This is a genomic window from Pandoraea pnomenusa, from assembly GCF_040391475.1.
GTDB classification, from domain to species: domain Bacteria; phylum Pseudomonadota; class Gammaproteobacteria; order Burkholderiales; family Burkholderiaceae; genus Pandoraea; species Pandoraea pnomenusa_C.
In genome coordinates, this window is sequence record NZ_JBEBXS010000017.1 from 80,747 (window position 1) to 104,615 (window position 23,869).

At 65.8% G+C, this 23,869-nt stretch carries 28 protein-coding genes; 6 read left to right on the forward strand and 22 right to left on the reverse strand.

The features are described 5' to 3' along the window. Window positions 1–4 precede the first annotated feature (4 nt). The 11 genes from ABWO90_RS17895 to ABWO90_RS17945 all read right to left on the reverse strand — a co-directional run bounded on the left by ABWO90_RS17895 (window position 5) and on the right by ABWO90_RS17945 (window position 9,886). Entirely contained in the window at window positions 5–1,171 is a 1,167-nt protein-coding gene (locus tag ABWO90_RS17895; RefSeq protein ID WP_353192578.1) for an EscU/YscU/HrcU family type III secretion system export apparatus switch protein, read from the reverse strand. Window positions 1,172–1,178: 7 nt separating this feature from the next. Then, a complete protein-coding gene (sctT, locus tag ABWO90_RS17900) occupies window positions 1,179–2,021 on the reverse strand; it encodes a type III secretion system export apparatus subunit SctT (RefSeq protein WP_353192579.1) in 843 nt (280 codons plus the stop codon). Between the two features lie 4 nt (window positions 2,022–2,025). Then, complete coding sequence (sctS, locus tag ABWO90_RS17905; RefSeq protein ID WP_353192580.1) at window positions 2,026–2,292, reverse strand: type III secretion system export apparatus subunit SctS; 267 nt, start codon at window positions 2,290–2,292, stop codon at window positions 2,026–2,028. Between the two features lie 19 nt (window positions 2,293–2,311). Next, the gene (gene sctR, locus ABWO90_RS17910; RefSeq protein ID WP_353192581.1) at window positions 2,312–2,962 is read right to left on the reverse strand and encodes a type III secretion system export apparatus subunit SctR; all 651 of its coding nucleotides are present in this window, start codon (window positions 2,960–2,962) and stop codon (window positions 2,312–2,314) included. Between the two features lie 153 nt (window positions 2,963–3,115). After that, window positions 3,116–4,243 carry a type III secretion system protein SepQ gene (locus ABWO90_RS17915; RefSeq protein ID WP_353192582.1) on the reverse strand — a complete coding sequence of 376 codons (1,128 nt, stop codon included), beginning with the start codon at window positions 4,241–4,243 and terminating at the stop codon, window positions 3,116–3,118. Further along, window positions 4,233–4,697: a hypothetical protein gene (locus ABWO90_RS17920; RefSeq protein ID WP_353192583.1), complete on the reverse strand. Its 465-nt coding sequence runs from the start codon at window positions 4,695–4,697 to the stop codon at window positions 4,233–4,235. The genes ABWO90_RS17915 and ABWO90_RS17920 overlap by 11 nt, the downstream gene beginning before the upstream one ends. A 90-nt stretch (window positions 4,698–4,787) precedes the next feature. Beyond that, the gene (locus ABWO90_RS17925) at window positions 4,788–5,207 is read right to left on the reverse strand and encodes a hypothetical protein (RefSeq protein ID WP_353192584.1); all 420 of its coding nucleotides are present in this window, start codon (window positions 5,205–5,207) and stop codon (window positions 4,788–4,790) included. Continuing rightward, complete coding sequence (locus ABWO90_RS17930; protein ID WP_353192585.1) at window positions 5,183–6,544, reverse strand: FliI/YscN family ATPase; 1,362 nt, start codon at window positions 6,542–6,544, stop codon at window positions 5,183–5,185. Before ABWO90_RS17930 ends, ABWO90_RS17925 begins: the two co-directional genes overlap by 25 nt. A 1-nt stretch (window position 6,545) precedes the next feature. Beyond that, the gene (gene sctV, locus ABWO90_RS17935) at window positions 6,546–8,612 is read right to left on the reverse strand and encodes a type III secretion system export apparatus subunit SctV (protein WP_353192586.1); all 2,067 of its coding nucleotides are present in this window, start codon (window positions 8,610–8,612) and stop codon (window positions 6,546–6,548) included. Further along, a complete protein-coding gene (locus ABWO90_RS17940; RefSeq protein WP_353192587.1) occupies window positions 8,609–9,037 on the reverse strand; it encodes a hypothetical protein in 429 nt (142 codons plus the stop codon). The genes sctV and ABWO90_RS17940 overlap by 4 nt, the downstream gene beginning before the upstream one ends. A 189-nt stretch (window positions 9,038–9,226) precedes the next feature. Continuing rightward, window positions 9,227–9,886 (reverse strand): two component system response regulator, encoded by a 660-nt coding sequence (locus ABWO90_RS17945; RefSeq protein WP_353192588.1) that lies wholly within the window; start codon window positions 9,884–9,886, stop codon window positions 9,227–9,229. A 190-nt stretch (window positions 9,887–10,076) separates the two neighbouring features. On the opposite strand from ABWO90_RS17945, the gene ABWO90_RS17950 reads away from it, so the two are divergent. The 5 genes from ABWO90_RS17950 to ABWO90_RS17970 are packed head-to-tail and all read left to right on the forward strand — an operon-like array spanning window position 10,077 to window position 14,424. Then, window positions 10,077–10,637 carry a hypothetical protein gene (locus ABWO90_RS17950; protein ID WP_353192589.1) on the forward strand — a complete coding sequence of 187 codons (561 nt, stop codon included), beginning with the start codon at window positions 10,077–10,079 and terminating at the stop codon, window positions 10,635–10,637. 2 nt (window positions 10,638–10,639) lie between these two features. Further along, window positions 10,640–12,250, forward strand: coding sequence for an EscC/YscC/HrcC family type III secretion system outer membrane ring protein (locus tag ABWO90_RS17955; protein ID WP_353192590.1), 1,611 nt, complete (start codon window positions 10,640–10,642; stop codon window positions 12,248–12,250). Next, the gene (sctD, locus tag ABWO90_RS17960; RefSeq protein ID WP_353192591.1) at window positions 12,247–13,566 is read left to right on the forward strand and encodes a type III secretion system inner membrane ring subunit SctD; all 1,320 of its coding nucleotides are present in this window, start codon (window positions 12,247–12,249) and stop codon (window positions 13,564–13,566) included. Before ABWO90_RS17955 ends, sctD begins: the two co-directional genes overlap by 4 nt. Then, window positions 13,544–13,780, forward strand: a complete 237-nt coding sequence (locus ABWO90_RS17965; protein ID WP_353192592.1) for an EscE/YscE/SsaE family type III secretion system needle protein co-chaperone — start codon at window positions 13,544–13,546, stop codon at window positions 13,778–13,780. Before sctD ends, ABWO90_RS17965 begins: the two co-directional genes overlap by 23 nt. Further along, window positions 13,777–14,424 carry an InvB/SpaK family type III secretion system chaperone gene (locus tag ABWO90_RS17970; RefSeq protein ID WP_353192593.1) on the forward strand — a complete coding sequence of 216 codons (648 nt, stop codon included), beginning with the start codon at window positions 13,777–13,779 and terminating at the stop codon, window positions 14,422–14,424. Before ABWO90_RS17965 ends, ABWO90_RS17970 begins: the two co-directional genes overlap by 4 nt. 5 nt (window positions 14,425–14,429) lie before the next feature. Here the strand turns inward: ABWO90_RS17970 and ABWO90_RS17975 are convergent, their stop codons facing one another. The 11 genes from ABWO90_RS17975 to ABWO90_RS18025 all read right to left on the reverse strand — a co-directional run bounded on the left by ABWO90_RS17975 (window position 14,430) and on the right by ABWO90_RS18025 (window position 22,997). Next, on the reverse strand, window positions 14,430–15,566 hold the full coding sequence (locus tag ABWO90_RS17975; protein ID WP_353192594.1) for a TyeA family type III secretion system gatekeeper subunit: 1,137 nt from the start codon (window positions 15,564–15,566) through the stop codon (window positions 14,430–14,432). Further along, window positions 15,559–16,227 carry a hypothetical protein gene (locus ABWO90_RS17980; RefSeq protein ID WP_353192595.1) on the reverse strand — a complete coding sequence of 223 codons (669 nt, stop codon included), beginning with the start codon at window positions 16,225–16,227 and terminating at the stop codon, window positions 15,559–15,561. Before ABWO90_RS17980 ends, ABWO90_RS17975 begins: the two co-directional genes overlap by 8 nt. After that, window positions 16,224–16,892, reverse strand: a complete 669-nt coding sequence (locus ABWO90_RS17985; RefSeq protein ID WP_353192596.1) for a type III secretion system domain-containing protein — start codon at window positions 16,890–16,892, stop codon at window positions 16,224–16,226. Before ABWO90_RS17985 ends, ABWO90_RS17980 begins: the two co-directional genes overlap by 4 nt. Then, on the reverse strand, window positions 16,892–17,689 hold the full coding sequence (gene sctJ / locus ABWO90_RS17990; RefSeq protein WP_353192597.1) for a type III secretion system inner membrane ring lipoprotein SctJ: 798 nt from the start codon (window positions 17,687–17,689) through the stop codon (window positions 16,892–16,894). Before sctJ ends, ABWO90_RS17985 begins: the two co-directional genes overlap by 1 nt. After that, entirely contained in the window at window positions 17,686–17,997 is a 312-nt protein-coding gene (gene sctI / locus ABWO90_RS17995; RefSeq protein ID WP_353192598.1) for a type III secretion system inner rod subunit SctI, read from the reverse strand. Before sctI ends, sctJ begins: the two co-directional genes overlap by 4 nt. A 41-nt stretch (window positions 17,998–18,038) precedes the next feature. After that, a complete protein-coding gene (locus ABWO90_RS18000) occupies window positions 18,039–18,455 on the reverse strand; it encodes a DUF1039 domain-containing protein (RefSeq protein WP_353192599.1) in 417 nt (138 codons plus the stop codon). Next, the gene (gene sctF, locus ABWO90_RS18005; RefSeq protein ID WP_353192600.1) at window positions 18,452–18,670 is read right to left on the reverse strand and encodes a type III secretion system needle filament subunit SctF; all 219 of its coding nucleotides are present in this window, start codon (window positions 18,668–18,670) and stop codon (window positions 18,452–18,454) included. Before sctF ends, ABWO90_RS18000 begins: the two co-directional genes overlap by 4 nt. Continuing rightward, a complete protein-coding gene (locus tag ABWO90_RS18010) occupies window positions 18,667–19,467 on the reverse strand; it encodes a helix-turn-helix transcriptional regulator (protein ID WP_353192601.1) in 801 nt (266 codons plus the stop codon). Before ABWO90_RS18010 ends, sctF begins: the two co-directional genes overlap by 4 nt. Window positions 19,468–19,708: 241 nt before the next feature. After that, on the reverse strand, window positions 19,709–21,310 hold the full coding sequence (locus ABWO90_RS18015) for an FMN-binding glutamate synthase family protein (protein ID WP_353192602.1): 1,602 nt from the start codon (window positions 21,308–21,310) through the stop codon (window positions 19,709–19,711). A 71-nt stretch (window positions 21,311–21,381) separates the two neighbouring features. Further along, a complete protein-coding gene (mnmA, locus tag ABWO90_RS18020) occupies window positions 21,382–22,524 on the reverse strand; it encodes a tRNA 2-thiouridine(34) synthase MnmA (RefSeq protein WP_353192603.1) in 1,143 nt (380 codons plus the stop codon). Then, the gene (locus ABWO90_RS18025; protein WP_353192604.1) at window positions 22,521–22,997 is read right to left on the reverse strand and encodes an NUDIX hydrolase; all 477 of its coding nucleotides are present in this window, start codon (window positions 22,995–22,997) and stop codon (window positions 22,521–22,523) included. Before ABWO90_RS18025 ends, mnmA begins: the two co-directional genes overlap by 4 nt. Before the next feature lie 421 nt (window positions 22,998–23,418). On the opposite strand from ABWO90_RS18025, the gene ABWO90_RS18030 reads away from it, so the two are divergent. Continuing rightward, window positions 23,419–23,869: Rossmann-fold NAD(P)-binding domain-containing protein (locus tag ABWO90_RS18030; protein ID WP_502922653.1), on the forward strand; the 451-nt coding region annotated here is incomplete at its 3' end.

Here is a 23,869-nt window from a genome sequence, read left to right on the forward strand (position 1 = left end):
GCCGTCATGCGAGACCTCCCGGCCGGACGTCCCCTTTACGCGATGCGTCGCGCCCGCACTCCCCGCACTCCCCGCACTCCTCGCGCCCCTCATCGCGCTCATCGCCGTCATCCCCCTCGCTCCCCTGCACCTCGTAGGGCAGATCGAGGGCGAGACGCAGAATCGCTGCGACAGCGTCGAACAGATCCGGGGGAATGGGGGCATCGATCTCCACATCGTCCATCAATCGGCGGGCTACCGGCACGTGTTCGACCACGGGCACGCCCGCGCGCTCGGCGAGCCGCACGATGCGGCGCGCGCGCGCATCGCGTCCCTTCTCGATGACGAGCGGTACCGCCGTCTCGCCGGGGACATAGCGCAGGCACACGGCGACATGCGTCGGGTTGCGCACCACGGCCGTCGAGCGTTGCACGTTGTCGGACAGACTGCCGCTCTCGATCGTCTCGCGGTGAATGTCGCGACGTCGGCGCTTGAGCTCCGGATTCCCCTCGACTTCCTTCGTCTCCCGCTTGATCTCGTCGAACGACATCATCAGTTGCTTGCGCAGCTGGTACGTCTGATACGCGAAGTCCAGTCCGCCGAACACCACGTACGCAGCCACCAGCACCGCCATCAACCAGAACAGCAGCTTGACCGTCAGCGCGAGTCCACACGCCGGCCCACACTGCGGCAGCACCGCAAGCGACGGTGTGTACTGACGGATCAGATAGAAGAACACCACACCGAGGACCCCCACCTTGACGAGCGACTTGCCGAACTCGAACAGCGACTGCATCGAGAAGAGTTGCTTGGCCTTCGCGATGGGGTCGATGCGCTCATACTTCGGACGCAAGACATCGGGCGCGACCAGCGCGCCGACCTGCAGCACCATCGTGAGCCACGTCGTCACGATCAGCACTGCGGCGAATCCGCCCGTGAAGCGTGCGAAGACCAGCAGTGACGGGCCGAGCATGCCTTGCACGGCTTCGTCGACCGGATCGCGCAGCACGAGCAGCATGCGCGCGACGAGTGCGATCAGCGCGTCGTAGAGCGCGGGGCCTTCGAACGTCAGCCATGCGAGTGTCACGCCGAGCTGCACGCAGACGGCCAGGTCGGCACTCTTCGCGACGCGTCCCTTCTTGCGCTCGTCCTCGATCTTCTTGGGCGTTGGCGGCCGGTTCTTTTCGCTCATGCGCGCCTCACGATGCGGGGAGTGTCAGCGCGATCCACGCGCGAAACACGTCCGGCAGGCGGTACCATCCGGCGAGCGGCACGGCGATGGCGAACGGCAGGCTCGCCACCGTGACGAGCAGCGCCATCGCGCTCTTGACCGGCATGGCGAGGAAGAACACGTTGAGCTGCTGCGCGGCACGATTGACGAAACCCATCGACATGTCGACAAGCACCATCACCACCATCGCGGGCAGTGCCACGGCCACGCACATCACCTGCATGGCCTGCCACAGCGAAAGCAGCCACGCCAGGCCCCCGTCGTGCCATTGCCACGGGTGGCCGACCGGCAATGCGGCGTAGGATTCGTAGAGCGTGGTGAGCAGCGCGTGCGCCGCCGGGGTAATGAAGAACAGCACGCAGAGCATCTGCGTGAGCGCGATGCCGAACACCGACGACTGCGCCCCCATCAACGGGTTGAGCACGCTCGCCATCGACGCACCGCGCATCGTGTCGATGACGTACCCCGTCATGTCGACCGCCCAGAACGGCAGCGCGGCGGCAAAACCCAACAGCCCGCCGATGCACAGTTCGCGCAAGACCAGCATGCCCCACGCGCCCCATTGCGACGGGATATCCGGCGCCGCGTGAACGAGTGGCACGACGGGGATCGCGAGCGCGAGCACCAGCGCGTTGCGCAACATACCCGCGCCGAGCATGCCGATGGAGAACACCGGCAACAGCATGGCAATGCCCAGCGGACGCAGCATCGCCACGCCCCACGCCAGCAGCCAGCCGAAGAGTTCGCTCCACAGCGGGGCGAGAAGACCGTAGGTGGCCGCGTCTGCGCCCGGAAAGAAGGTTGATGTCATTGCGCTACCGCATCCGGCTGATCTGCTCGAACGCACTGCCCGCGTAGTTGAGCAACACATGCCCCATCCACGCATAGGTGGCGGCCAGCGTGACCGAAACGGCGATCAGCTTGATCAGGAACTGAACGGTCTGGTCCTGCACCTGCGTGAGCGCCTGCACGAGCGAAACCAATACACCGACGGCCGAGGCCACCACCACGGTCGGCAACGACATCAACAGGGTCAGCCAGAGCATTTCGCTCGTGAGATTGACGACGATGGCTTCACTCATTCGCAGGCTCCCACAGGCGTCATGCGTAGGAGAGCATCAACTGCCGCACCAACTGTTCCCAGCCATTCATCATCACGAAAATCAGTAACTTGAACGGCAGCGCAATCGTCATGGGCGACACCATCATCATCCCCATCGCCAGCAGGATGTTCGAGATCACCAGATCGATCACGACGAACGGCAGATACAGCAGCAAGCCGATCTTGAATGCTTCGGCAAGCTGACTCAGCGCGAAGGCCGGCATCAGCACAAGCAGCGAATCGGCCCCGAGACGGTCCCGATGCGCCGCCGGCCACGTCTGACTTCCCAACCCGGCAAAGAAGTCGCGCTGGCGCACGTCGGTGTGACGGGTGAGGAATGCGCGGTACGGCGCGAGGATGCTCGCGTCGACATCGGCGACGAAGTGCTTCGACGACATCGACACGGGACGCGCATCGAGATTCGCCTCGATGTCGAACGCGACCGGCGCCATGATGAAGCACGTGAGCACGAGCGACAGGCCGTAGATGGCGATGTTGGGGGGAATCTGCTGCGTGCCCAGCGCATTGCGCAACAGCGCGAAAACCACGGCCAGCTTCAGGAATGCAGTCCCCAGCACCACCAGCAACGGCAGGATCGAGAGCAGCGAAAGCAGTACGACGAGCTGCACCGGATGGTCGAGCAGGGACATACGAACTCCAGGGAATGCCGCCCGTTGGCGGCGCGACGCCTCGACAGATGACCGGTATGCCGAGGCAAAGCAGCAAGGGAAGCGCGTCGCCGATACGCACGACAACGTGCCACGCCCCAACCTGAGCAAGGCGCGCCAAACGCAGCACGGATGTTAGGTGGCGCCCGGATGCACGCCCATCGGGTGACGACCCGAAATCGCATCGGGAGACGAGATGTCACCCGTCGCCGACGCCTCGGGCGCCCGGGGAATGTCTCCCCCGACCAAGGCATCGATCTGCACGGCAACACGTCCGTCGCCAAACCGCAGCAAACGCCCGCCGGCCCACGGGACAGTGTCTCGATGCAGCGTGATTCGCGTGGCGCAGAGCGCTTGCACATCCGCGGCAAACGGCGACAGTGCCGAAGGAATGTCGCCACCTGCGCGGCATGCGTCCAGCCACGGAATGGGAAGCGGCCTTTGCGCGATGACCGCCTGAACGGTCACTGCGTCGGACGCGGCGAGCCGCGTCACGTGAGCGCCGCACGGCTGGGCGTCGCGCATGGGGACGGCTGACTCGCCGTCGACCAGCCAGTATTCGCCGTTCGCAACGTCAGCCGCCACATCGAGGAGAATCGCATCGCCTGGCAGAAGCGCGTCGCATTGCGCGGCATGCAGGGTGGTCCAACCGGCGGCGAGCACGCAATCGCGTGCAGGAAGCCCCCTTGGGTCCAGAGGGTCGTTCCGCGATTCCGCCTCGCGGCAACGCTCTCGCAACCATGACGTGGCCCCGTCGAGAAAGGCCAGTGCCAGTCGCCGCCCGTCTCGCATCATCACGATGCCGATACGCCAGAGGGTCGTCAACGTCCCCCGTTCGATGCCCGTGACTTCCGGCCATGCGGACTTTCGGGTGCTGCCGCCAACGGCACGCGCGGCGCCGACGGCGGCGTCGATATCAACGCCATCGACGTCGCCGACAGTGACGTCACCGCCAACGTCAGGCGCGCGGTCACCGGTCGACAACGTCAGCGCCGCGGCGACGGCACGCCACTCGCGGGGCAGCGCATCCCATGACGGCACAGGCAAGTGCGGTGCGAGCCAGTCTGCCCACTGCTGCGCATCGCACCAGAAGCGGACCACGCCCACCACCCCCTCATCGACGCGCGCCGTCACGATCAACCCGTCACCTCCCGAATGTAGCCAACCCGCACGCACTTGCGCATCCCCCTCATCGAAGGCCAGGCCACCACGACCGGTGAAGACGTCGTCGAACGCGACGGCGTGACGCAGATCAAGGGACATAACGCGCCTCCACTTCGACGGTGACGGGCAGCTTCAGGCGAGACGTCAGCGCTCGCGAGAACTGTCCCCGATGTGCCTGCAGGCGTCGGTACAACGCGAGTCGGGTACAGAGAAGACTCACCGTGATGCCCTGCCGCCCGCGCCGCGCTTCGACGACCAACGCGTCGAGTGCGCCGCCGTGCACCACAACGCGCAGTGAACTGACGCCGTCCCAATTGGCGTCCTGACGCGCATGCCAGACATGCAGCCAGCGCAGCACATCGAGCGGCCCCGTCACCCGCACGTTACTGTCATCCGTCAACGAGAAGGCCCGCTCACCGTTCTCGTCGTGAGGCCCGAAACGGTTCGACCCGGACGTGCCCGCGTGCGATGCGCCTTGTCGCGTGCCTCCGGCTCGTGCCGGTCCGCCAACGAAGGCTTCGGCAGACAGGCCACTGCGGTGAATGATGTTCATCGTGAGGTCCTTGTAATGGCGTGGGTGGAAAATCGATTCGTGTGACTTTCGGTGTCGCGCAACGTCGTGGTCCGCTTCGCGCTTCCCGCCTCAGCGAGGCGCGCGCCTCAGCAGCGCCTGCAGCTCGCGGAGCTTTTCCTGCTTTCTCGCATTGGCGTGCAGACGTTCGTGCTGCCGCTGCACCTCGGCTTCGACCTGTTGGAGATGCTGGAGCGCCGCAGCGCGACGTGCCTTCGCCTCGCCAAGCGCGGCGCGTGCGCCTTCCACGCGAACCGAAGCCCGTACCGCTTCGCGACGCGCATACAGGCCGCCCTGATTCAAAGTGTCGCGCCACGCGCCATGCAGCGTCGCTTCGGCCTGTTCGCACGCCGTGACCGACGCCTTCGCCTCGATCACCGCCGACGTTGCCCGCGACAACGCGGCCCGCAAACCCGCTTCGCGGCGGTGCGCGAGTGTCGCGAGCGCGTCTACCCCCTTGCGGGCATTCAGCTCGTCAGGTGCTCGAGCCATGCGCGTGTCTCCTCGAATGGCGTGACGTCCTCCTGCGTCTGACAAAGGAATTCGCGAATGCCCGGCGAACGCGCCAGGGCGTCGTCCGTCTCGGGGTCGTTGCCCGCCTGGTACTCGCCGACACGCACCAGTAGTTCGACGTCCGCCGCCAACGCCATCGCGCGTCGCAGGCGTGCCGCTGCCGTCATGTGGTGCGCATCCGTGACCTGCGACATCACGCGCGAGAGGCTGCTCGCAATGTCGATGGCGGGATAGTGATTCTCTTGTGCGAGGCGCCGCGAGAGCACGATATGACCGTCGACAATCGAGCGGACTTCGTCCGCCAGCGGTTCGTCGAGGTTGTCGCCCTCCACGAGCACGGTATAGAACGCCGTGATGCTGCCGCGCGCGCCCGTGCCCGCGCGTTCCAGCAACCGCGGCAACCGCGCGTAGAAGCTCGGCGGCAGACCGCTCACAGCGCCCAGCGGCTCCCCCGCGGCCATGCCGATGTCGCGCACGGCACGGCCGAAGCGCGTGAGCGAATCCATGAGGAGCAGCACGTCCTTGCCGTCATCGCGAAATGCCTCCGCTATCGCCGTGGCGGTGTAGGCGGCTTTCATGCGCTCCAGCGCGGGACGGTCGGACGTCGCGACGACGCACACCGTGCGGGCGCGGGCTTCGGGCGTGAGTGCGCGCTCGAGAAATTCGCGGACTTCGCGCCCACGCTCGCCGATCAGCGCCAGTACGATGACATCGGCCTGCGCCCCCTGGCACATCATCGCCAGCAACGTGCTCTTGCCACCGCCCGCCGCCGCGAAGATGCCGAGGCGCTGGCCGCGTCCGCACGTCAGCATGCCGTCGATGGCACGAATGCCAAGCGAAAGCGGTGTGCTCACGAGCGCGCGCGTCATGGGCGGCGGCGGTTCGGCCTCCAGCGCACGCCAGGCGACCGTCGCCGCATCCCTGCTCGCCGACGTGTCGGGCGATATCGGGCGCCCCAGCCCGTCGAGCACTTCGCCGATGAGGTGTGCGCCGACGGCCACACGCGACGACGTGCCGAGCGCCTGCACCAGCGCCCCGTTGGCCACACCGCCAGGTTCCGCATAAGGCGCCAGCCAGACATGTCGCCCTTCGACGGCGATGACCTCGGCGTCGAGGCATGGCGACACCACGCGGCACTGCTCGCCGAGCGCCGCGCCCGGCAAGCGGGCGCGCAGCGCGTTCGGCGTGATCTTGTCGATGCGCCCGTAGCGAACGGCATCGCCTGAGGCAAGACGCCAGTCGTCACAAGCCTTTCGCTGCGCGTCGAGCGTGCAGCGCAGGCCATGGCCAATGGAGGCGGCGTCGGGCGTGCGCATGTCAGTTCGCGCCTTGCAGATCGATGGTGCCGAGTACACGCACATGCGGTTCGTCGGCGACTTCCTGGAACGACAGCACCGGCAGGTCCGCCCGCTCGCGTTCGATGAGCTTGCGCAGGAAGCGCCGTACATCCATTGCCGTGATCAACACGGCGGGCGTGCCGTCGTGCGCGTGCATGGCATTGTCGATGGCGTCGAGAATCGCGTCGGTCTGTGCGGCGTTCAGATCGGCATACGACCCCGACGCCGTCTGGCGTACTGCGGCGCGCACCGTGTCCTCGATGCCGCGTCCGACGTTCCAGCCGGTGATATGTTCGGCCCCGCGCCGGAAGCGTCGCGTGATGTGACGACGCAAGCTCAAGCGCACGTACTCGGTCAGCATGATCTGATCGCGCTCACGCGGCGCCCACTCGATCAAGGCTTCGAACACGCGCCGCAGGTCGCGAATCGACACGCCCTCGGCGACCAGCCGCTGCAACACTTCCGCCGTCCGGCTGATCGGCAGTTGACGCTGCAACTCCTTGACGAGCTCGCCGTAGCGATCTTCCATCGCGTCCATCAGGAACCGCGCCTCCTGCACGCCGAGGAAGTCGGCCGCGTGGGCGTCGATGACGAGCGAGACACAGTGCGCCACCCGATCGGCACCGTCGAAGATCTGGCCACCTTGCGCCTGCCACGCAGCGCGCTGCGCGGTGTCGAGCCAGTACAACACCTGTCCGCCGAACGGCAACGGCATCGCGCTGGCAGCATCGGCATCGAGACGTCGCAACGACGCATCACGATGCGATGCGTCGACGCGTGCCAGTGCGGCGTCGAGCGCGATGTCGATCGTCATCACGCTCTCGTGATAGAGCTGAACGTCCAGCGTACCGCCGGTCAGTGCGCCATCGACAACGACCTGCACTTCCGGCATGGGCACGCCGAAGTGCTCGAATTTCTCGTTGCGCAACGCCTCGATGCGAGCGGTCAGCACGGCGGTGCCGCCGCTGGCATCCGCCAACGCCGGGCCGACCCGCGCGAGCAACGGCTGGGCCCCTGGACGACCGGGCTTGGCCTGTGTGGACGGTCCGTGGCCGTCGGCGCCGTCCTTGCCGTCGCGCCCCCGGCGCGCGACCCACCACGCCGCGCCGCCCGCAAGCGCCCCGAGCAACGCGAAGTAGTGCATCGGGAAGCCGGGGATCAGGCCGAAGAGTACGAGCACGACCGCCGCGAGCGTGAGCGAGCGCGGCTGCGCGGCGAGTTGGTCGGTCAGTTCGCGTGCAAGATTGCGACGCTGCTCGCCCGGCACACGCGTGACGATGATGCCCGCAGTCACGGAGATCAGCAGCGCCGGGATCTGCGACACCAGACCGTCGCCGATGGACAGGATGGCGTAGATCGCCGCCGCATCGCCGGCACTCATGCCGCGCATGAATACGCCCACCCCGATTCCGCCCAGCAGATTGACGACGATGATGACGAGCCCGGCAATGGCGTCGCCCTTGACGAACTTCATCGCGCCGTCCATCGCGCCGTAGAACTGACTTTCCTTCTGCACGGTGCGGCGCAGGCGCTTGGCCTCTGCGGCGTCGATGGTGCCCGCACGCAGATCGCCGTCAATGCTCATCTGCTTGCCGGGCATGCCGTCGAGCGAGAAGCGCGCGCCGACTTCGGCCACGCGCTCCGAGCCTTTCGTGATCACGATGAAGTTCACCACCGTAATGATGAGAAACACGATCATGCCGACGACGATGTTGCCCCCGGCCGCGAAATCACCGAAGGTGTACACGATGTCTCCGGCGTCGGCGCGCAACAGGATCAGACGGCTCGTGCTGATCGTGAGGCCGAGACGGAACAGCGTGGTCATCAGCAACACGGAGGGGAACGCCGAGAAGTCGAGCGGCTCGTTGATGTAGAGCGCGACCATCAACAGCAGGAGCGACACGCCTAGATTGAGCGCGATGAGCAGATCCATCACCGACGGCGGCATCGGGATGATGATCATGAGAACGGTGACGAGCAGCAGCGCCGCCAGCACGATGTCCTGGCGTCCGGCGGCGGCCCGCAGCCACGAGAGCAGACGCGTCACGCGCCTCCCCCTGCGCCGGCGTCGCGTTGCTGACGCGCGTCGATGCGCTCGAGCAGTCGGCGCATGCGTGCGAGGCACGCCATCCACGCCACCGGCTGCGAGTTGTCGCTCGCGGGCGGCGTCGCGATCAGCATCGGACGCCCCAGCGCCACGCACGCACGCACGGGAATGCCGAGGCTCCACTCCGGGGCGCAGGTCTGCAGCAGCAACGGCAGCCACCGTTGCGCGCTTTCGGCGCGGTCGATGAGCGTGAGGACCAGCGTGACACCGGGCGCTTCCTGCGCCTCCCGCGTACCGTGCGTGGCGACTTCGACGAGCAACAGGCAAGGCGCGAGCGTCACCCGCATGCGAGGGGCGATACGCTGCGGCGGCAGCGACAGCAGATCGAAAAGCTGCTCGAGCTTGCGTTGCGTCTGGGTATCCATCGTCGAGCGGGCGTTGGCGTCGTGTTGAGCGCGTCGGCGTGCACGTCGTGAAGGCACGCACGCCGGGGCGCAGGAAGCTGGCAGCCGGAATGGTCACGCATCTTGTGCGGCCGCGACTATCCGGCCCAGACCTGAAATTCGACGAGCGCTTTCCCGGGACGAACCACACCGGAGCACAGCGTCACGACGTCATAACATCATGCGCAGGCGATACGCCCAATTCACGATGTCCGCGACATTGTGTGCGCCCAGCTTTCGCATCATGTTCAGCCGATGTGTCTCGACGGTCTTCACGCTGATCGACAGCAACTGTGCGATGTCACGATTCCGTTGTCCTTCCGCCACCAGCTTGAGGACTTGCCGCTCACGCAGCGTCAACATGCGCTCGGGCACCTCGACCGTCCGGGGCAACGGCACGAACGGGGCATTCTGCGGATCCAGCGCACTGCCGAACACGGCCGGATCGACGAACCGCTCGCCGCGCATCGTCTCGTTGGCGGCATGGACCAGCGTCTGCCTCGGACTGCTTTTGAGAACGAACGACGACGCCCCGGCTTCGAGCGACTGACGCGCACGCTCGCTGTCGTCGCTCGCAGAGTTCACGACGATGCGCAATTCGGGCCATCGCTGGGTGCATTGCCGGATCACGTCCACGCCGTCCATGCCCGGCAGCCCGAGATCCAGCATCATCAACTCGGGACGGTGCGTCACACAGGCGCGGTACACATCGAGCCCATTGACGACCCTGGCCAGCACGCACCACCCGAGATCCTGCTCGATCAGATGGCACAGCCCGTCGGCCAGCAACTCATGATCCTCGACCACCACAACACCGATACACCCCGCCATTCCCCACTCCTCGACAGTTGATCAAAAGAACTCATGCCTTTTTTTCTGTACACACTCTTTCGACTTCACGCACGTCGGGCAAATCTTGTGCCTTCGCCTGATGCCCGCCATAGGAAATGCCTGCAAACCGCGCATTGCGGTGTGCGCTTCAGGTCTGCGCCGGATGGTGTCATGTGCACGGCGCTAGATAATGAGCATCCCTGATCGTCGCGTGTCGACATGCGGTATTTTCTCTATGCGTCTGCCCTTCGCCCTTGCCTCGCTCGACTGGATCGTTCCACGCGACGTGCAGGGTGCGCGCCTTTCGCTCGAACTCGAAGATCAGCGGGGTTGGACGTGTCCCGCAGGGAGCGGCTACTGCGTCGCCACGGCGATCCCCCTTCCGACTCACTTGCCCTCGTCGCCCACGCACGGTGCGCACGACATGCGCATGCCCGTCATGGCGCTCGAATCCGACACGGCACTCGCGCGCTGGCTCACGCGTCTCTCGCTCGTACTCGCCGGGCAATCGGCACTGCGCGACGACAGCCTGTGTATCGCCAACGACACGCTCTGGTGGGTGCACCGTTTCGATAGTGAGGAACCCGTCGCACAGGTCGAAGCGAAGCTGCGCAGGCAGCTACTGGCCTGCGCGATGGCGGCGGCGTCACCTGCGGACACTCGCCGCACGGCACCACCGGATTCGGGCATCCTGTCGAGCGTCGATGCAGAGCGCCGCCGCTCGTTCCGAACGGCCCTGCGCCGCGGATGATCATGCGATTCCCCCGTTCACGCCGCCTGCTGCGCGCTTTCGCATGGCTGCTTCCGGTTTGCACTTTCGGCACCGATGTCACGGCGGCACCCTCTGCGGCCACGCCACTCTGGCGCGGCGGTCCGTTCGTATTCCAAAGCGCGGGGACACCGTTGGCGGAACTGTTGCGCGACTTCGGTGCCCATCACGGCATTCCGACGGTCGTGAGCCCGCGAGTGGACGACCGCTTTATCGGCGCACTGCCGACGGGTGCCGCAGAGGCGACGCTCGATGTCCTTTCGGAACGTTATCGACTCTCCTGGTACTTCAACGGCCAGACGCTCCACGTCTACAAGTCTAGCGAAGCAGCGCGGCGCGTAGTGCCGCTACGCTACGCGTCGAACGACGACCTGCAGCGACATCTTCGCGACGCGGGCGTTCTCCACCCCAGACACTGTGTCGCCCGGACCATACCGGCGACGCACGCGCTTGAGATCGCGGGTGTGCCGGCTTGCCTGGAGACGGTCGTCACACTGGCGGAGTATCTGGAACGCGATGCACGCGATCGTCAGGAAAGCGAAGAGACCATCAAGATATTTCCCCTAAAATTCGCGACGGCTGACGACACGAGGTACTTTTATCGCGGGCAGGAAGTCGTTGTACCGGGCGTTGTCAGCGTACTGAAGGACCTGGTGCTCGGCGCGGCCCCGCTCGTCGCGACAGCGAACCCGACATCCGCGGCATCACCGTCTGATGCAACCGCAGCGGGGGCCGAACCCGGTCCCGCGTTCGCCGCGCCCCCACATCGCGGCACCCCGCGCTTTTCTGCCGATCCGCGCCGCAACGCCGTCATCGTGCGCGAGCGACGCCGCAACCTGCCCATCTATGGCGATCTGATTGCCCAGCTCGATGTCCGACCGCGGCTCGTCGACATTTCCGTAGCCATCATCGACGTGAATGCCAGCGATATCGCCGAGCTCGGCGTCGACATCTCGGGACGCGCCCAGCTTGGCGGCTTCGGCACCGTCTCCCTGAATGGGCAGGCGAACGAGGGCGATGGCGGCACGTTCACGACGCTCATCGGCGACACCAACAAGTTCATGGTCAATCTCAGCGCGCTGGAGCGAAATTCGAAGGCGCGGGTACTGTCGCGCCCGTCCATCGTCACGCTCGACAACATGCAGGCCGTGCTCGATCGAAACGTGACGTTCTACACCAAGGTATCCGGAGAAAAAGTCGCCAAGCTGGAGAGCGTGACCACCGGTTCCCTGCTGCGTGTCACGCCTCGGCTCGTACCCGCCGAAGCGCAGGGAACTGCCGAGCGCGAACAGGTCATGCTCACGCTCAACATCGAAGACGGCGGCGAAGTGCGCAGCGAGCGCAACACGCGCAGCGAGGTGCCAACGATCCGCAACTCGTCGATTTCGACGCACGCCACGTTGCAGGCCGGTCAGAGTCTGCTGCTCGGCGGCTTCGTCCAGGACACCCAGCACGAACAGGCTCGCAAGATTCCCCTGCTCGGTGATTTGCCGGTCATCGGCTACCTGTTCAGTTCGACGAGCCATCGCACCGACAGCGTCATGCGGCTGTTTCTCATCAAGGCCGAGCCGGCCGACGGAATGCCGAACACATGACGACGCTGACCCTCACGTTGCTCGACGGCCCGCTCGCCGGACGCCCCATGCCGCTGCCAGCGGGCGCGCTCACGATCGGCGGCGGCGACGCCGATATCGCTATGACGCTGGAACACGGTGCGCAGGTCGCGTTGACTGTGAACGACGATGGCGTCCGGGTGCTCGATGCCGCCCCGATATGGGTGGAAGGGGAACCGTTCACGGCGCACGACGACGATATCGTCGACGCACGCATCCTCCCGCTTCACAAGGTGATCGACCTGGCGGGATTGGCGCTCTGGCTCGACGACGGCAGCGTCTCCGCGCCACCCTCGGCGCAGCAGCGTCCGGCGCGAGTTGTCGCCCCCACCAGTCCGCCGCAAGGCACCGAGACCCTGCATTCGCACCGCCGCAGGCCGTTGGCGTGGCTTGTCGTCTCGGGTCTTTCGCTGGTGATCGCCGCCGCCGGCGTGGCGATCTGGCGCACCGGTACCGCCACCGTCATCTCCCGGCCGCCACAACCGGATGCTTTCAAAACGCTCGTCGCGCGCATTGCACCGGGCGTCGCACTCGCCACGACGGGCGACGCCGTGCGCTTGTCCGGCGGCTGTATCGACGACGACGTGCGCGCCCGATTGCGTGCCGAGGCCCGTTGGCAAGGCAAGGCGTTGCGCGACGACACCTGGTGCCCGGCGAATTCGATGCAGACGGTCGGCACGTTGCTGCGACTGCACGGCTTCACGACAGCGCAGGTCGATGTTGCCCCGGACGGCATGGTCGTCATCGACGGCCCACTGGTCGCCGACGCGCGCTGGCGTGCCACCTCCGACGCCCTCGACGCGCTCGCGCTGCCGCACGGCTGGCGTTTGTCGGCCGGCACGGCGAGCAGCTTCGAGCGCCTCGTCTCGACCTTGCGCGACGCCGGTCAGCTACGCGGCATCGACATATCGCGTGACCGCAGCGGTTGGCGGCTGACCGGCGCGCTCACGCCCGGCCGATATGCAGCGCTCAAGGGCATTGTCGATACGTGGAATACGGCGACAGCGTCCGGCGCCGAGCGCCACACCATGCCGGTACGCATCGAACCGCTGCCACCACCGATTCCGACACTTGCCGATACGGGCTTCTCCGCGCCGCTCGCGAGCATCGGGGGCTCGCCGACCTCGCCGGCGCTCACGCTCGCCGACGGCACGCGTCTGTCGCAAGGCGTGCGACTACCGGGCGGCACCCGCGTGATCGCCATCCACGCCGACGGGGTGTCGATCGGCGCGCAGGACCGACTCTTCTACCTGCCCCTCACACCGGAGATCGTCCATGACGCATCTGACGCAGCTTGAAGCCAGTCTCGCGGCATCGCCCGCCGGCGTCTCACGCGACGTCGGCGAGAAGCTCGACATCGCCTACGCATCGTTGGCACGCGCACTGCGAACGCCTCTCACGCCCGCTCAACACGCGCAAGTACAAGCGCAGATGCTTGCCGTCGACGCCGCTGCAGCAATTCTCCGCAGCATGGCGCGCCGATACGACACGTCGTACGGACAACCGTCGTGACGCTCCCCCGCCGCGCCGGAATGGCGACGAGGCGACGGGCGGCGTCGCCCCCCTTGCCTCTGACTTTGCGCGGAAGCGACAACACCACGCGCCGCACCAAAGTCGGCATTCTCCCCTCGTGGGAACCTTCGCTATCGCACCTCGCGCGTGCGCGGTTCTCATTCCCGCGCCATCCGGGCAACGCTTGCCCGGGGCGTGTCATCGACTTCTTCCCTATTCCACACACCATCATGCCAAGTTACGACCTCGCGCAAACCCTTGTCGAAGCGCTGAAGCTGATCGGCTGCGACCCCGCCAAGATCGATGCCGTCGACAACCACTCGCCCATCGAACTGACGTTCAACGCCTCGCCCAGCATCATTGTGGAAACTTTGGAAAACCACGTATGCAGTATTCACGCGGTCGTGGCAACCGATGAAGCTGCGCGGCTGCACCGTGCCAACAGCGAGCGTCTGCTCCAATTCCTGATCGACCCCGCCGAATGGGCGGTGACCGGTCATGTGCAGTTGCGCGAGCGCGACAATCGTCTCATCCTGCACGCCCAGGTGCGCGAAACGGCTGCCGCCGAGGCAGAGCCGTTCGCACAAGCCCTCACCGACTTCTACGACCGGATCAAGCTCTGTCGCGAGCATCTGCGCGGCTGACCGGGCTAGCCTGCCGCAGCCTCGTCCTCACGCGCGATCTCCGTGCGCCAGGCCTCCAGCGCCTCGTCGAGCGCTTCACGTTGCGTTTCGTCGCGAAAGCACCCGTCGTGCGCCGACGTGACCAACCGGGAGAGTTCGCGGGCGAAGGCGTAACGCGATGCCGTCGAGACAAGACCCAGATGGTCCGCGCGTTGCCCCAGCCATTCGACGCCTGCCCAAGGCTGATCGAGCAACGTCAGCGTTTCCGCGACCATGGTGTCCGTCTCGAATGTGTGTCCCCCGGCCGCGCGAATCGATAGCGCCGCCGACTCGCACGACGACTCCATCGTGAGGAACAACACGACACGACGCAGATCGTCGACCACGGCCGATAACCGTTGCACATCCGCGTCCGCCTGCTGCGCGCCGAGTTCGAGTCCGAGTGCCTGCATCAGCGCACGCAAACGGGCACGACGCTGCGGAACCCGACGACACTCGTCAAACCACTGCGTCAATGAACGTTGTGTGCGCTGCGACTCTCGGAAAAGCGTCTTGAGTTGTTGCAGCAGTGCGTTACCCGGACGCGCTCCGTCACTGCACTCCAGTGCGGCGAAAGCCTCGATGGCCCACGTGTCCGACGCGCACAGGTCGTCCAGCGTCTTGCGCAACCGGTTGCGAATCTTCGCGTCGAGACTTCCGTCCGCCAGCCACGCGGCCACGATGAGCGCGGCGTGCCCGCCCGACAGCTGCGCCTGTCGAATCAACTGCTGGGGATCGGAAACAAATGGCAAGTCGCGCAATTGCTCTCGCAGCTTCTCGAACTGCGCACCATTGACACGCGCGAACCGGAGCATCTGCTGCTCGAACAGCGCACGCGCGCGCTGCTTGTCGTCGCGGACATCACGCTCGCCGGTGCGGCGAAAACGCACGCCCAGCGCGAAGCTGAGATTCTCTTGCGACTCGGCAACGGCGGCCTCTTCGTTCTGCGCGATGGCGGCTTCGATCAGCGCGACATGCCCCGGCATCGATGTCGACACGCCGCGCGCCATCCGACCTTCGCCTTCGAGTGCCTGCCATTCGTCCGGCAGTGCGCGCGCCAGCGCTTCGTTCTCCCGCGGTGTGGCGAGCGCCGTGTGGCTGGCCGAGGGTAAGCGCTCAACCACAGGTAACCTCCAACACCGGACCGACGTGCAGACGTTCGGCAAGCGCGGCCAGATCCGCGTCGAGATCCAGACAGACGGTCACCCATTCGCTCTCGATACGCGCCTGCCGTCCGGTCAGCGTCGCATCCGGGACGCACGCCAGTACGATATCCGCGCCGCGCAGCGCATGCACCACGGCGTCGCGATGCACCGGCGGCACGCGCAACGTCAGCGCGCCGTCACGGACCAGACCGGGCAACGCCTGTCCGATGCGCTGCGCGTAGCGTTCTCCCACGTCAAGCGTGCCCACGAAGTTCGACAGCGCGTCGGTCATCGCCTCGGTCACGCGACGCTCCAGGGAGCGCAAAATGTCGCGCTCCATCGTCGCCTCGCCGACCAGCCAGTCGACCGCTTGGCTCACGGCCTCGCGACGTGCCGTTTCGGCCAGTGCCGCCGCTTCCTGCTCTGCCAGTTCGCGCGCCTCGGCCAGCCAGGCGTCGCGACTTTCCTGCGCGTCCCGGCGGGCCTGTTCTCGCTCGGCCAGCGCGGCGTCGCGCGCCGAGCTGGCTTGCGCCATCCAATTCGCGCGCAGGCACGCCTGTTCGCGTAGCGATTCGAGTGCTGACGCAGAAATCACTGGGCCGGCCGGTGCCGGGCCTTCGACCGTTTCGATGGACGTCAATGCAAAATCGACGACATACATAGCATCTTCTCCAGCGCCGCCAGCCGCAACCAGATGTCATCGACCGACGCGTCGATGGTGACACCTGCCGCAGGCGGTGGGGCGTCGAGGGACGGTGGCAGAAGCATTCGTGCGGCCTTCCCGACGGTCTCGACGTCCGCCTCGGACGACGGCGCCGCAACGTCGAGACAGGCGCCCGTGGCCGTCATTGCGGCGATCACGATCCGTTCAGGGGAATGGGCGGTGTGCGCCGGCCACGCGTGCCGGGTGAGCAATAGCCGGTCGCACTGCCATCCGCGCAGCCACGGTGACAACGCGCGTCGATAGGGACCCAGCAAGAGATAGTCGGGACGGGCCATCGCCTGCAAGCCGTACGCGAGCGCCACACGCCGCAGGCTGGGAATCTGCTGCAGCATTGCCAGAGCGGCGTCGGATTGCGGCGGGTTGCATGTCGGCGAGCACGTCGCGCGCGAGTCCGGCCAGCCTCGTCGCCCGGTCAACAGCGCATCGATGTGAGCCCGACAGACGGCGTGGCGGCGGTACGTCTCCCGCCAGGGCGCCATGTCGAACGCCTGCCACCACGCGTCGTCCATGTACCTGCCGGGCTGCCAGATCAATCCGGCGAGCCCGAAGACGTGGCCGACAGCCGCGTTGCGCGCCGTCATCACGACGCCTCCCGTGCAGGCGCACGACGCTTCGGCAAGCGCAGCCCCCAGGTCTTGCGGCGACGCCACGCGAATGCCGCCGCACCGGCAAGCACGGCGCATGCGATGGCCAGCCCCGTCCATTGCAGTCCCGAACGCCATGGCGTGTGGTCCGCGGCCGACGCCTCGATGGCGGCACGCGGCAGCCGGTAGTCGGCGGGTTGCAGAACGATGCTGATACGCTCCGGCGTGAGCCCCGGCACGCTGTCCTGCACAAGGCTGCGGATATCGGTCATGCGCTGCGTCATGTTGACTTCCGGGCTGTACTTGACGAAGACGGCCACCCCCGGTGGCAGCGTCGCCCGCCCGGCCGAGTCCAGCGGCACCTGCGCAATGGAGACCTCGGCGACCATCACGCCGTCGAGTGCGGCGAGCATGCGCTCGAGCCGTTGCTCCTTGAGGAAGATGAGCTTCGCCTGCTCCTGCACAGGGGAACTGACCAACTGCCCGGGCGGGAAGACGTCTGCCACCGACGCGCGCTGTTGCCTCGGCAGCCCGTGCTGGCGCAGCACCTCGACCCCACGCACGAAGTCGTCGCGCTCGATGCGCACCGTCATGCCCGTGGAGTCCGCGCGTTTGTCGGCTTGCAGACCCGAAACGAGTAACAGCGCAAGCATCTGATTCGCTTCCGTCTCGCTCAACGCGCGATGCAGCTCGACCTTGCAGCCGGCGATTGCCACGAGCAGCAGGCAGCCGCCCGACCAACGAGCCCACCTGCGCGGTGCATCCTTTGCCGCCCGGCGATCACCCCAGGTCATTGCATATGAACCAGCTTGTTGACGCCCTGCGTCGCAGCGCCCGCCACCTTCGCCACCGCCTCCAGTGCCAGCACGCGCTCGGTCATGTCCCGCTGCACGGCAAGCAGACGGACCGGATCGTTCAACGCGCGATCATCGAGCGCGACGCGCTCGGCGAGACGCTCGGTGTTGTTCGCCAACTTGCCTGCCGCATTGAGGAGATGGTGCTCGGGCAGCGGCGGCGCGCTCGCCAATGCCTGTGCGAAACGCGCGGCGTCCATGCTGTCCGTGATCGGTGAATCAATCCGGGTCTTCAGGGGCGACTCCATGGCAGACGCCTGCAGGGCAACATCGGGAATCTGGGAAGTCGTCATTTCAACGAGATGAGAGGGGACGTTTTAGGGAATGACGCATCGGACGCCGCATGCCCGGCCTCCGTCTCCGCAATCCATCGGGCCAGCACATCGGCGCCGGCGTCATGCGCCGATGGGTCGTGAATATCCGCCGCATTGGCGCACCCGGCGCGCAACGTGTTCAGGTGCACGCTCGCCGCGCGGGTATCGCCGAGCGCGATCAACAACGCCACGCGCAACAGTTCGCGATTGCTGCCGTCCGACACCAGTAGCGGCAATGCGTCGAGAATCGCCCTGGCTTCCGCTCGCATGCCGTGATTGGCGCCCGTCAGCGCCAGCTCGACAATGATCTGACGCACGGACACATCGAGCCACGGGACGAAGGCAGCGGGCGGTGCCACACCGTCCGGCGCGACGGCATCAGGCCGGGTCATGCGATCTTCGCGATGATGCCCATCAAGGTGTCCTTGACGAGCTTGATGGTCGCGCTGTGCAGCCCGACCATCGTCGAGAACTGCTGCAGCTTGAATTGCACTTCGAGCATGCGCCGGGGATCGTTGGCGGCCTCCGATCGCACGGACTGTGTGGCGTCTTCCGACATGCGGCGCACGCCTTCCGACATGCTGCGATGAACTTCCTCGACGTTCATGGCGCCCCCGCGTCGATCACGGCACCATGACCGGCCACCAGATCGGCACGCATGGCGGCGTAGGCGTCGGCACGCGGCATTGCCACACGGCGGCCGCCACGTGCGGGTGGCGTGCCAAGCCGGATCTCGGTCGGCGCGCAGTCGAAGCGCTTGCGGAACGTGTCGGTGAAATGGGCGTGATTGGTGAAGCCGCACTCCAGCGCGATGTCGAGCACCTTGTGGCGGGTGGAGAGCAGCAGGTCACGCGCCAGTCGCAAACGTCGCTCGAGCAGCCACTGCTTCGCAGGCATGCCATACGTCTGCTGAAACAAATATCGGAACTTGCGCAGCGGCATGCCGAACTCTTCGGCGAGACGCCCGACCGGCCACGGCCGATGGAAATTCGCCTCGACGAAATCGAACAGCGAATGGCTGCCCGCAATCGTCTGGCGCAGCATGGCCGAAAAATACCGCTGATCGCGGCACAGGCAGTAGACGTAGAAGAACCGCAGCATGGCCATTCGATCGACGTCCTGTAACGCCATCGCCACGTCGACCATGCTTGGCTCGAGGACGAGCGTGCGGGCCGCCTGTCGGTGAAAGACCCCGAGCGGGCGCCGGTCGAGCAGGTCGACGACATCCGGATACAGTGCCTGCAGGTCACAGGCATGAAAGTCGTGCGACGCCACGGGCCCTGGAGCATCCATGGTCGCGTCGCAACTGGTCGCGGTCATGCTCCCGGCAGGCAACGTGTGCACAAGTCCGTTCACATGGAGTTTGACGTCGTGGCGGCTGATCAGAAATCGCACCGTACTCATAGCTTCCTCCTCTGACGACAATCCGTCGGCGGGATAACAAAGTCGAAGGCCACACGATAGGCCAGTACGCGCGCGGGCATCATCCGGTGGAGACCTTAAACTGGGGCGTCGCACCCCCGCGTTTTGGTCTTTGGAAGCAAAACTGTCGAAACATGAAAAAAACCCGATGCGAAATTGCATCGGGTTTCAGGTGAAGTGCGCGGTCGCCGCGTGTCGGTGTCCGACCGGATCAGACGTTGCGTCAGGCCATGGCGGCCGGCGAAAAACTGTCGGCGCGCGCCATCGGCCAGTACTTCTCATAGAGCTGATAGCGGAACTGTCCGCGCAACAGATCGCCCGGCTCGAGATACTTGAGCGACTCCGACATCAGACGAATCTCGTTGGACGACACGCGCCGCACGATGTGATGCGCCCGAAGATCCGACGGATGCGACAGCCCCGCCGCCTGAATCAACTCCTGCAAGGCGTGCAAGGTGTGCGAATGGAACTGGTGCACGCGCTGCGCCTTGTCGGGCACCACGAGCGCGCGCTGGCGCAGCGGATCCTGCGTCGCCACGCCGGTCGGGCAGCGATCGGTGTGACACTTCTGTGACTGGATGCAGCCGATGGCAAACATGAACCCGCGCGCGGAGTTGCACCAGTCGGCCCCGATGGCGAGCGTGCGGGCCACGTCGAACGCGGTCACGATCTTGCCCGATGCGCCGATGCGAATCCTGTCGCGCAACCCGGCACCCACCAGCGTGTTATGCACGAGCAACAGCCCTTCCTGCAGCGGCGCGCCCACGTGATCGGTGAACTCCAGCGGTGCGGCACCGGTGCCACCCTCGGAGCCGTCCACGACGATGAAGTCGGGCAGGATGCCGCTCTCGAGCATCGCCTTCACGATGCCGAAGAATTCCCACGGGTGGCCGATACACAGCTTGAACCCCGTGGGCTTGCCGCCCGAGAGCGTGCGCAACCGGTCGACGAACTGCAGCAGACCGAGCGGCGTGGAGAATTCGCTGTGCCGCGACGGCGAAATGCAATCCTGCCCCATCGGCACGCCGCGCGTGGCAGAAATCTCCGGCGTGATCTTGGCCGCAGGCAATACGCCGCCGTGGCCCGGCTTCGCACCTTGCGAGAGCTTCACCTCGATCATCTTCACCTGCGGCGTGGTGGCCTGCGCGGCGAACTTCTCGGCGCTGAACGTGCCGTCGTCGTTGCGGCAACCGAAGTAGCCCGAAGCCACTTCCCAGATCAGGTCGCCGCCCTGTTCGCGGTGATGCGGCGAGATCGAGCCTTCGCCGGTGTCGTGAATGAAGTTGCCGAGCTTCGCGCCACGATTGAGCGAGCGGATCGCATTGGCCGACAACGCGCCGAAGCTCATCGCCGAGATGTTGAAGATCGAAGCGGAATACGGCTGCGCGCGATCGGGGCCGATGGTGATCCGGAAATCGTGATCCTTGAGCACCGTCGGCGCAAGCGAGTGTGCGATCCACTCGTAGCCCGTTGCCTTGACGTCGAGTTCGGTGCCGAACGGACGGCTGTCGACGTCGCCCTTGGCGCGCTGATAGACAATGCTGCGCTGCGCGCGCGAGAACGGTGTCTCGGACGTATCGTCTTCAACGAAATACTGACGGATTTCCGGCCGGATGAACTCGAACAGGAATCGGAAATGTCCCCACAGCGGATAGTTGCGCAGCACCGCATGGCGCTGCTGCACGACATCCCACACACCGAGCGCGACGAGCGCCGCGAAGGGTAACGGCCAGAGCGGATGCCAGCCGTCGACGAGCACCAATGCGAGCGTTGCCACGAGCAACGCTACAGCCAGCCAGAGAGCCAGGAATCGGCGCGAAAACATGAAACCTCCTTGCTTTGGGGGGACATGCGCCGGCACGCTGCCGGGTGTCCCCCCGGCGAGCGCCGGCGGCTTCAATGCGTATTGAGGATGGTGTGCTTGCGTTGGGCGTCGGCGTGGCCCGCTTCGGCCGGTGTCGTGGACGCGATGATGCCGCCGCCCAGACAGACCTCGCCGTCGTACAGGACGGCCGACTGACCCGGCGTGACGGCCCACTGCGCTTCGGAGAACGAGAGCGTGAGCCCCTGGGCATCGGCGCGCACGACCTCGCAAGCTGCGTCGGCCTGACGGTAGCGCGTCTTCGCGCCGCAACGCGTGCCTTCGGCCGGTGCTTCGCCGGCAACCCACGACAGATCTTCGGCGGCGAGCGTACTCGAGAGCAGCCACGGGTGATCGTGTCCCTGCACCACGTAAAGCGTATTGTTCGCCATGTCCTTGCGCGCGACGAACCACGGCTCGCCAGAGCCGTCGCGGCTGCCGCCCAGACCGATGCCCTTGCGCTGCCCCAGCGTGTAGAACGCCAGGCCGACGTGCTCGCCCACAACGGTGCCGTCAGGCGTCTTCATCGGCCCCGGTTGGGTCGGCAGGTAGCGGTTGAGGAAGTCGCGGAACGGGCGCTCCCCGATGAAACAGATGCCCGTCGAATCCTTCTTTTTCGCGTTCGGCAGGCCGATCTGTGCGGCAATCTCGCGCACCTTCGTCTTCGGCATTTCGCCGAGCGGGAACATCGTGCGTGAGAGTTGCTGCTGGTTCAGGCGATGCAGGAAGTAGCTCTGGTCCTTCGTGTGATCGAAGGCCTTGAGCAGTTCGAAGCGGCCGTCGCGCTCGCGCACGCGGGCATAGTGGCCGGTCGCGATGGTCTCGCCACCGAGCGCCACCGCGTGATCGAGAAACGCCTTGAACTTGATTTCGGCATTGCACAGCACGTCCGGATTGGGCGTGCGGCCTGCCGAGTACTCGCGCAGGAACTCCGCGAACACGCGGTCCTTGTATTCGGCGGCGAAGTTCACGGCCTCGACGTCGATGCCGATCAGATCGGCGACCGACACCACGTCGATCCAGTCTTGCCGGGTCGAACAGTATTCGCTGTCGTCATCGTCTTCCCAGTTCTTCATGAACAGACCGACGACGTCGTAGCCTTGTTGTTTGAGCAGCCATGCCGTCACCGACGAATCGACGCCGCCCGACATGCCCACCACTACGCGTTTTTGACTCATGTATTGCCCTGCCCCCCGGTCACCGCCGGATGGGTCTGAAGTATGGCGAGGTCGTAACGTACCCCGCGCAGATAGTCGTCCATGCAGCGCTCGAGAATCGGCGAACGATGCCGCGCCCGTTGGGCTCGCACCTCCTGCGGCGTGAGCCACAGCGTGCCGACGATGCCGTCGTCGAGCGTACGCATCGGATCGAACGCACCCAGCGTACCCGTGAACGTAAAACGCAGGTACGCGATGTCGTCCGGGCCGGGGGCGAGGTAGATGCCCACCAGATGCTGCGGCTCGAACGTGTGCGCCGTCTCTTCGAGCACTTCGCGGCGTACCGCGTCGACGATCGACTCGCCCGGTTCCAGATGTCCGGCCGGCTGATTGATCAACAGGCCCGCACGCTTTTGCTCTTCGACAAACAGAAAACGGCCGTCGCGCTCGACGACCGCTGCCACCGTCACGTTGGGCTTCCAGCGTGCATTCATCGGTCTTCCTTGCAGAACGGGATACGGGCACGGCGCCGTCGGGCCGTTACCTTCTGGACGTTATTCCCGCAAAAGCGACATTTTACCGTCTGGCGGTGATTGGCGCTGACGACACACCCTCCTGGCAACCGACCGGTCGGTCGGCGTTAGCGTCGATTGTCCCGGTTTCGCAGCATATTGATATGCACTTTGATGCAATAGGCGCATTTGTAATCTTCGGGTAAGCTTCGAGGTCCAGCAGTGTGCAGTGGCAGTACCGCATCACCGGTTTGTGCAGTAGTTCGATTGCAGTGGTTTGTGCAGGACTAATGTCATCAGCGGCGAAACAGGTAACGCTCCTGCCCTCCGGCAGCGATTGCGCTGCGCCTCCCTGGCCTGTGGCCGCTGATGAGATCAGTTCACAAACCCAAGGAGAGACGCAATGAAAATCGGCATTCCCGCCGAGACGCTTGCCGGAGAATCCCGTGTCGCGGCCACGCCCGAGACGGTGAAGAAGCTGGTCGCGTCGGGACATCAGATTGTCGTCGGACACGGCGCCGGCGACGCCGCCAGCGTGCCGGACGCCGCCTTCGTTGCCGCCGGCGCCACGCTGGGCAGCGCCGCCGACGCGCTCGGCGCAGAGCTTGTGCTGAAGGTACGCGCCCCGTCGCCGGAAGAACTCGCACAGATCCCGCGCGGCACGGTACTCGTCGGCATGCTCAACCCGTTTGATGCCGAGAACAATGCGCGCATGGCGGCTGCCGGTGTGACAGCCTTCGCGCTCGAAGCCGCGCCGCGCACCACGCGCGCGCAAAGCATGGACGTGCTGTCCTCGCAGGCCAACATCGCCGGCTACAAGGCCGTGATGCTCGCCGCCAACCTCTATCAACGCT

Bases quoted from the DNA above. Each gene is read 5' to 3' on its own strand.
- ABWO90_RS17895 (WP_353192578.1), bottom strand. From the start codon at position 1,171: ATGAGCGAAAAGAACCGGCCGCCAACGCCCAAGAAGATCGAGGACGAG.
- sctT (WP_353192579.1), bottom strand. From the start codon at position 2,021: ATGACATCAACCTTCTTTCCGGGCGCAGACGCGGCCACCTACGGTCTT.
- sctS (WP_353192580.1), bottom strand. From the start codon at position 2,292: ATGAGTGAAGCCATCGTCGTCAATCTCACGAGCGAAATGCTCTGGCTG.
- sctR (WP_353192581.1), bottom strand. From the start codon at position 2,962: ATGTCCCTGCTCGACCATCCGGTGCAGCTCGTCGTACTGCTTTCGCTG.
- ABWO90_RS17915 (WP_353192582.1), bottom strand. From the start codon at position 4,243: ATGTCCCTTGATCTGCGTCACGCCGTCGCGTTCGACGACGTCTTCACC.
- ABWO90_RS17920 (WP_353192583.1), bottom strand. From the start codon at position 4,697: ATGAACATCATTCACCGCAGTGGCCTGTCTGCCGAAGCCTTCGTTGGC.
- ABWO90_RS17925 (WP_353192584.1), bottom strand. From the start codon at position 5,207: ATGGCTCGAGCACCTGACGAGCTGAATGCCCGCAAGGGGGTAGACGCG.
- ABWO90_RS17930 (WP_353192585.1), bottom strand. From the start codon at position 6,544: ATGCGCACGCCCGACGCCGCCTCCATTGGCCATGGCCTGCGCTGCACG.
- ABWO90_RS17940 (WP_353192587.1), bottom strand. From the start codon at position 9,037: ATGGATACCCAGACGCAACGCAAGCTCGAGCAGCTTTTCGATCTGCTG.
- ABWO90_RS17945 (WP_353192588.1), bottom strand. From the start codon at position 9,886: ATGGCGGGGTGTATCGGTGTTGTGGTGGTCGAGGATCATGAGTTGCTG.
- ABWO90_RS17950 (WP_353192589.1), top strand. From the start codon at position 10,077: ATGAGCATCCCTGATCGTCGCGTGTCGACATGCGGTATTTTCTCTATG.
- ABWO90_RS17955 (WP_353192590.1), top strand. From the start codon at position 10,640: ATGCGATTCCCCCGTTCACGCCGCCTGCTGCGCGCTTTCGCATGGCTG.
- sctD (WP_353192591.1), top strand. From the start codon at position 12,247: ATGACGACGCTGACCCTCACGTTGCTCGACGGCCCGCTCGCCGGACGC.
- ABWO90_RS17965 (WP_353192592.1), top strand. From the start codon at position 13,544: ATGACGCATCTGACGCAGCTTGAAGCCAGTCTCGCGGCATCGCCCGCC.
- ABWO90_RS17985 (WP_353192596.1), bottom strand. From the start codon at position 16,892: ATGACGGCGCGCAACGCGGCTGTCGGCCACGTCTTCGGGCTCGCCGGA.
- sctJ (WP_353192597.1), bottom strand. From the start codon at position 17,689: ATGACCTGGGGTGATCGCCGGGCGGCAAAGGATGCACCGCGCAGGTGG.
- sctI (WP_353192598.1), bottom strand. From the start codon at position 17,997: ATGGAGTCGCCCCTGAAGACCCGGATTGATTCACCGATCACGGACAGC.
- ABWO90_RS18000 (WP_353192599.1), bottom strand. From the start codon at position 18,455: ATGACCCGGCCTGATGCCGTCGCGCCGGACGGTGTGGCACCGCCCGCT.
- sctF (WP_353192600.1), bottom strand. From the start codon at position 18,670: ATGAACGTCGAGGAAGTTCATCGCAGCATGTCGGAAGGCGTGCGCCGC.
- ABWO90_RS18010 (WP_353192601.1), bottom strand. From the start codon at position 19,467: ATGAGTACGGTGCGATTTCTGATCAGCCGCCACGACGTCAAACTCCAT.
- ABWO90_RS18015 (WP_353192602.1), bottom strand. From the start codon at position 21,310: ATGTTTTCGCGCCGATTCCTGGCTCTCTGGCTGGCTGTAGCGTTGCTC.
- mnmA (WP_353192603.1), bottom strand. From the start codon at position 22,524: ATGAGTCAAAAACGCGTAGTGGTGGGCATGTCGGGCGGCGTCGATTCG.
- ABWO90_RS18025 (WP_353192604.1), bottom strand. From the start codon at position 22,997: ATGAATGCACGCTGGAAGCCCAACGTGACGGTGGCAGCGGTCGTCGAG.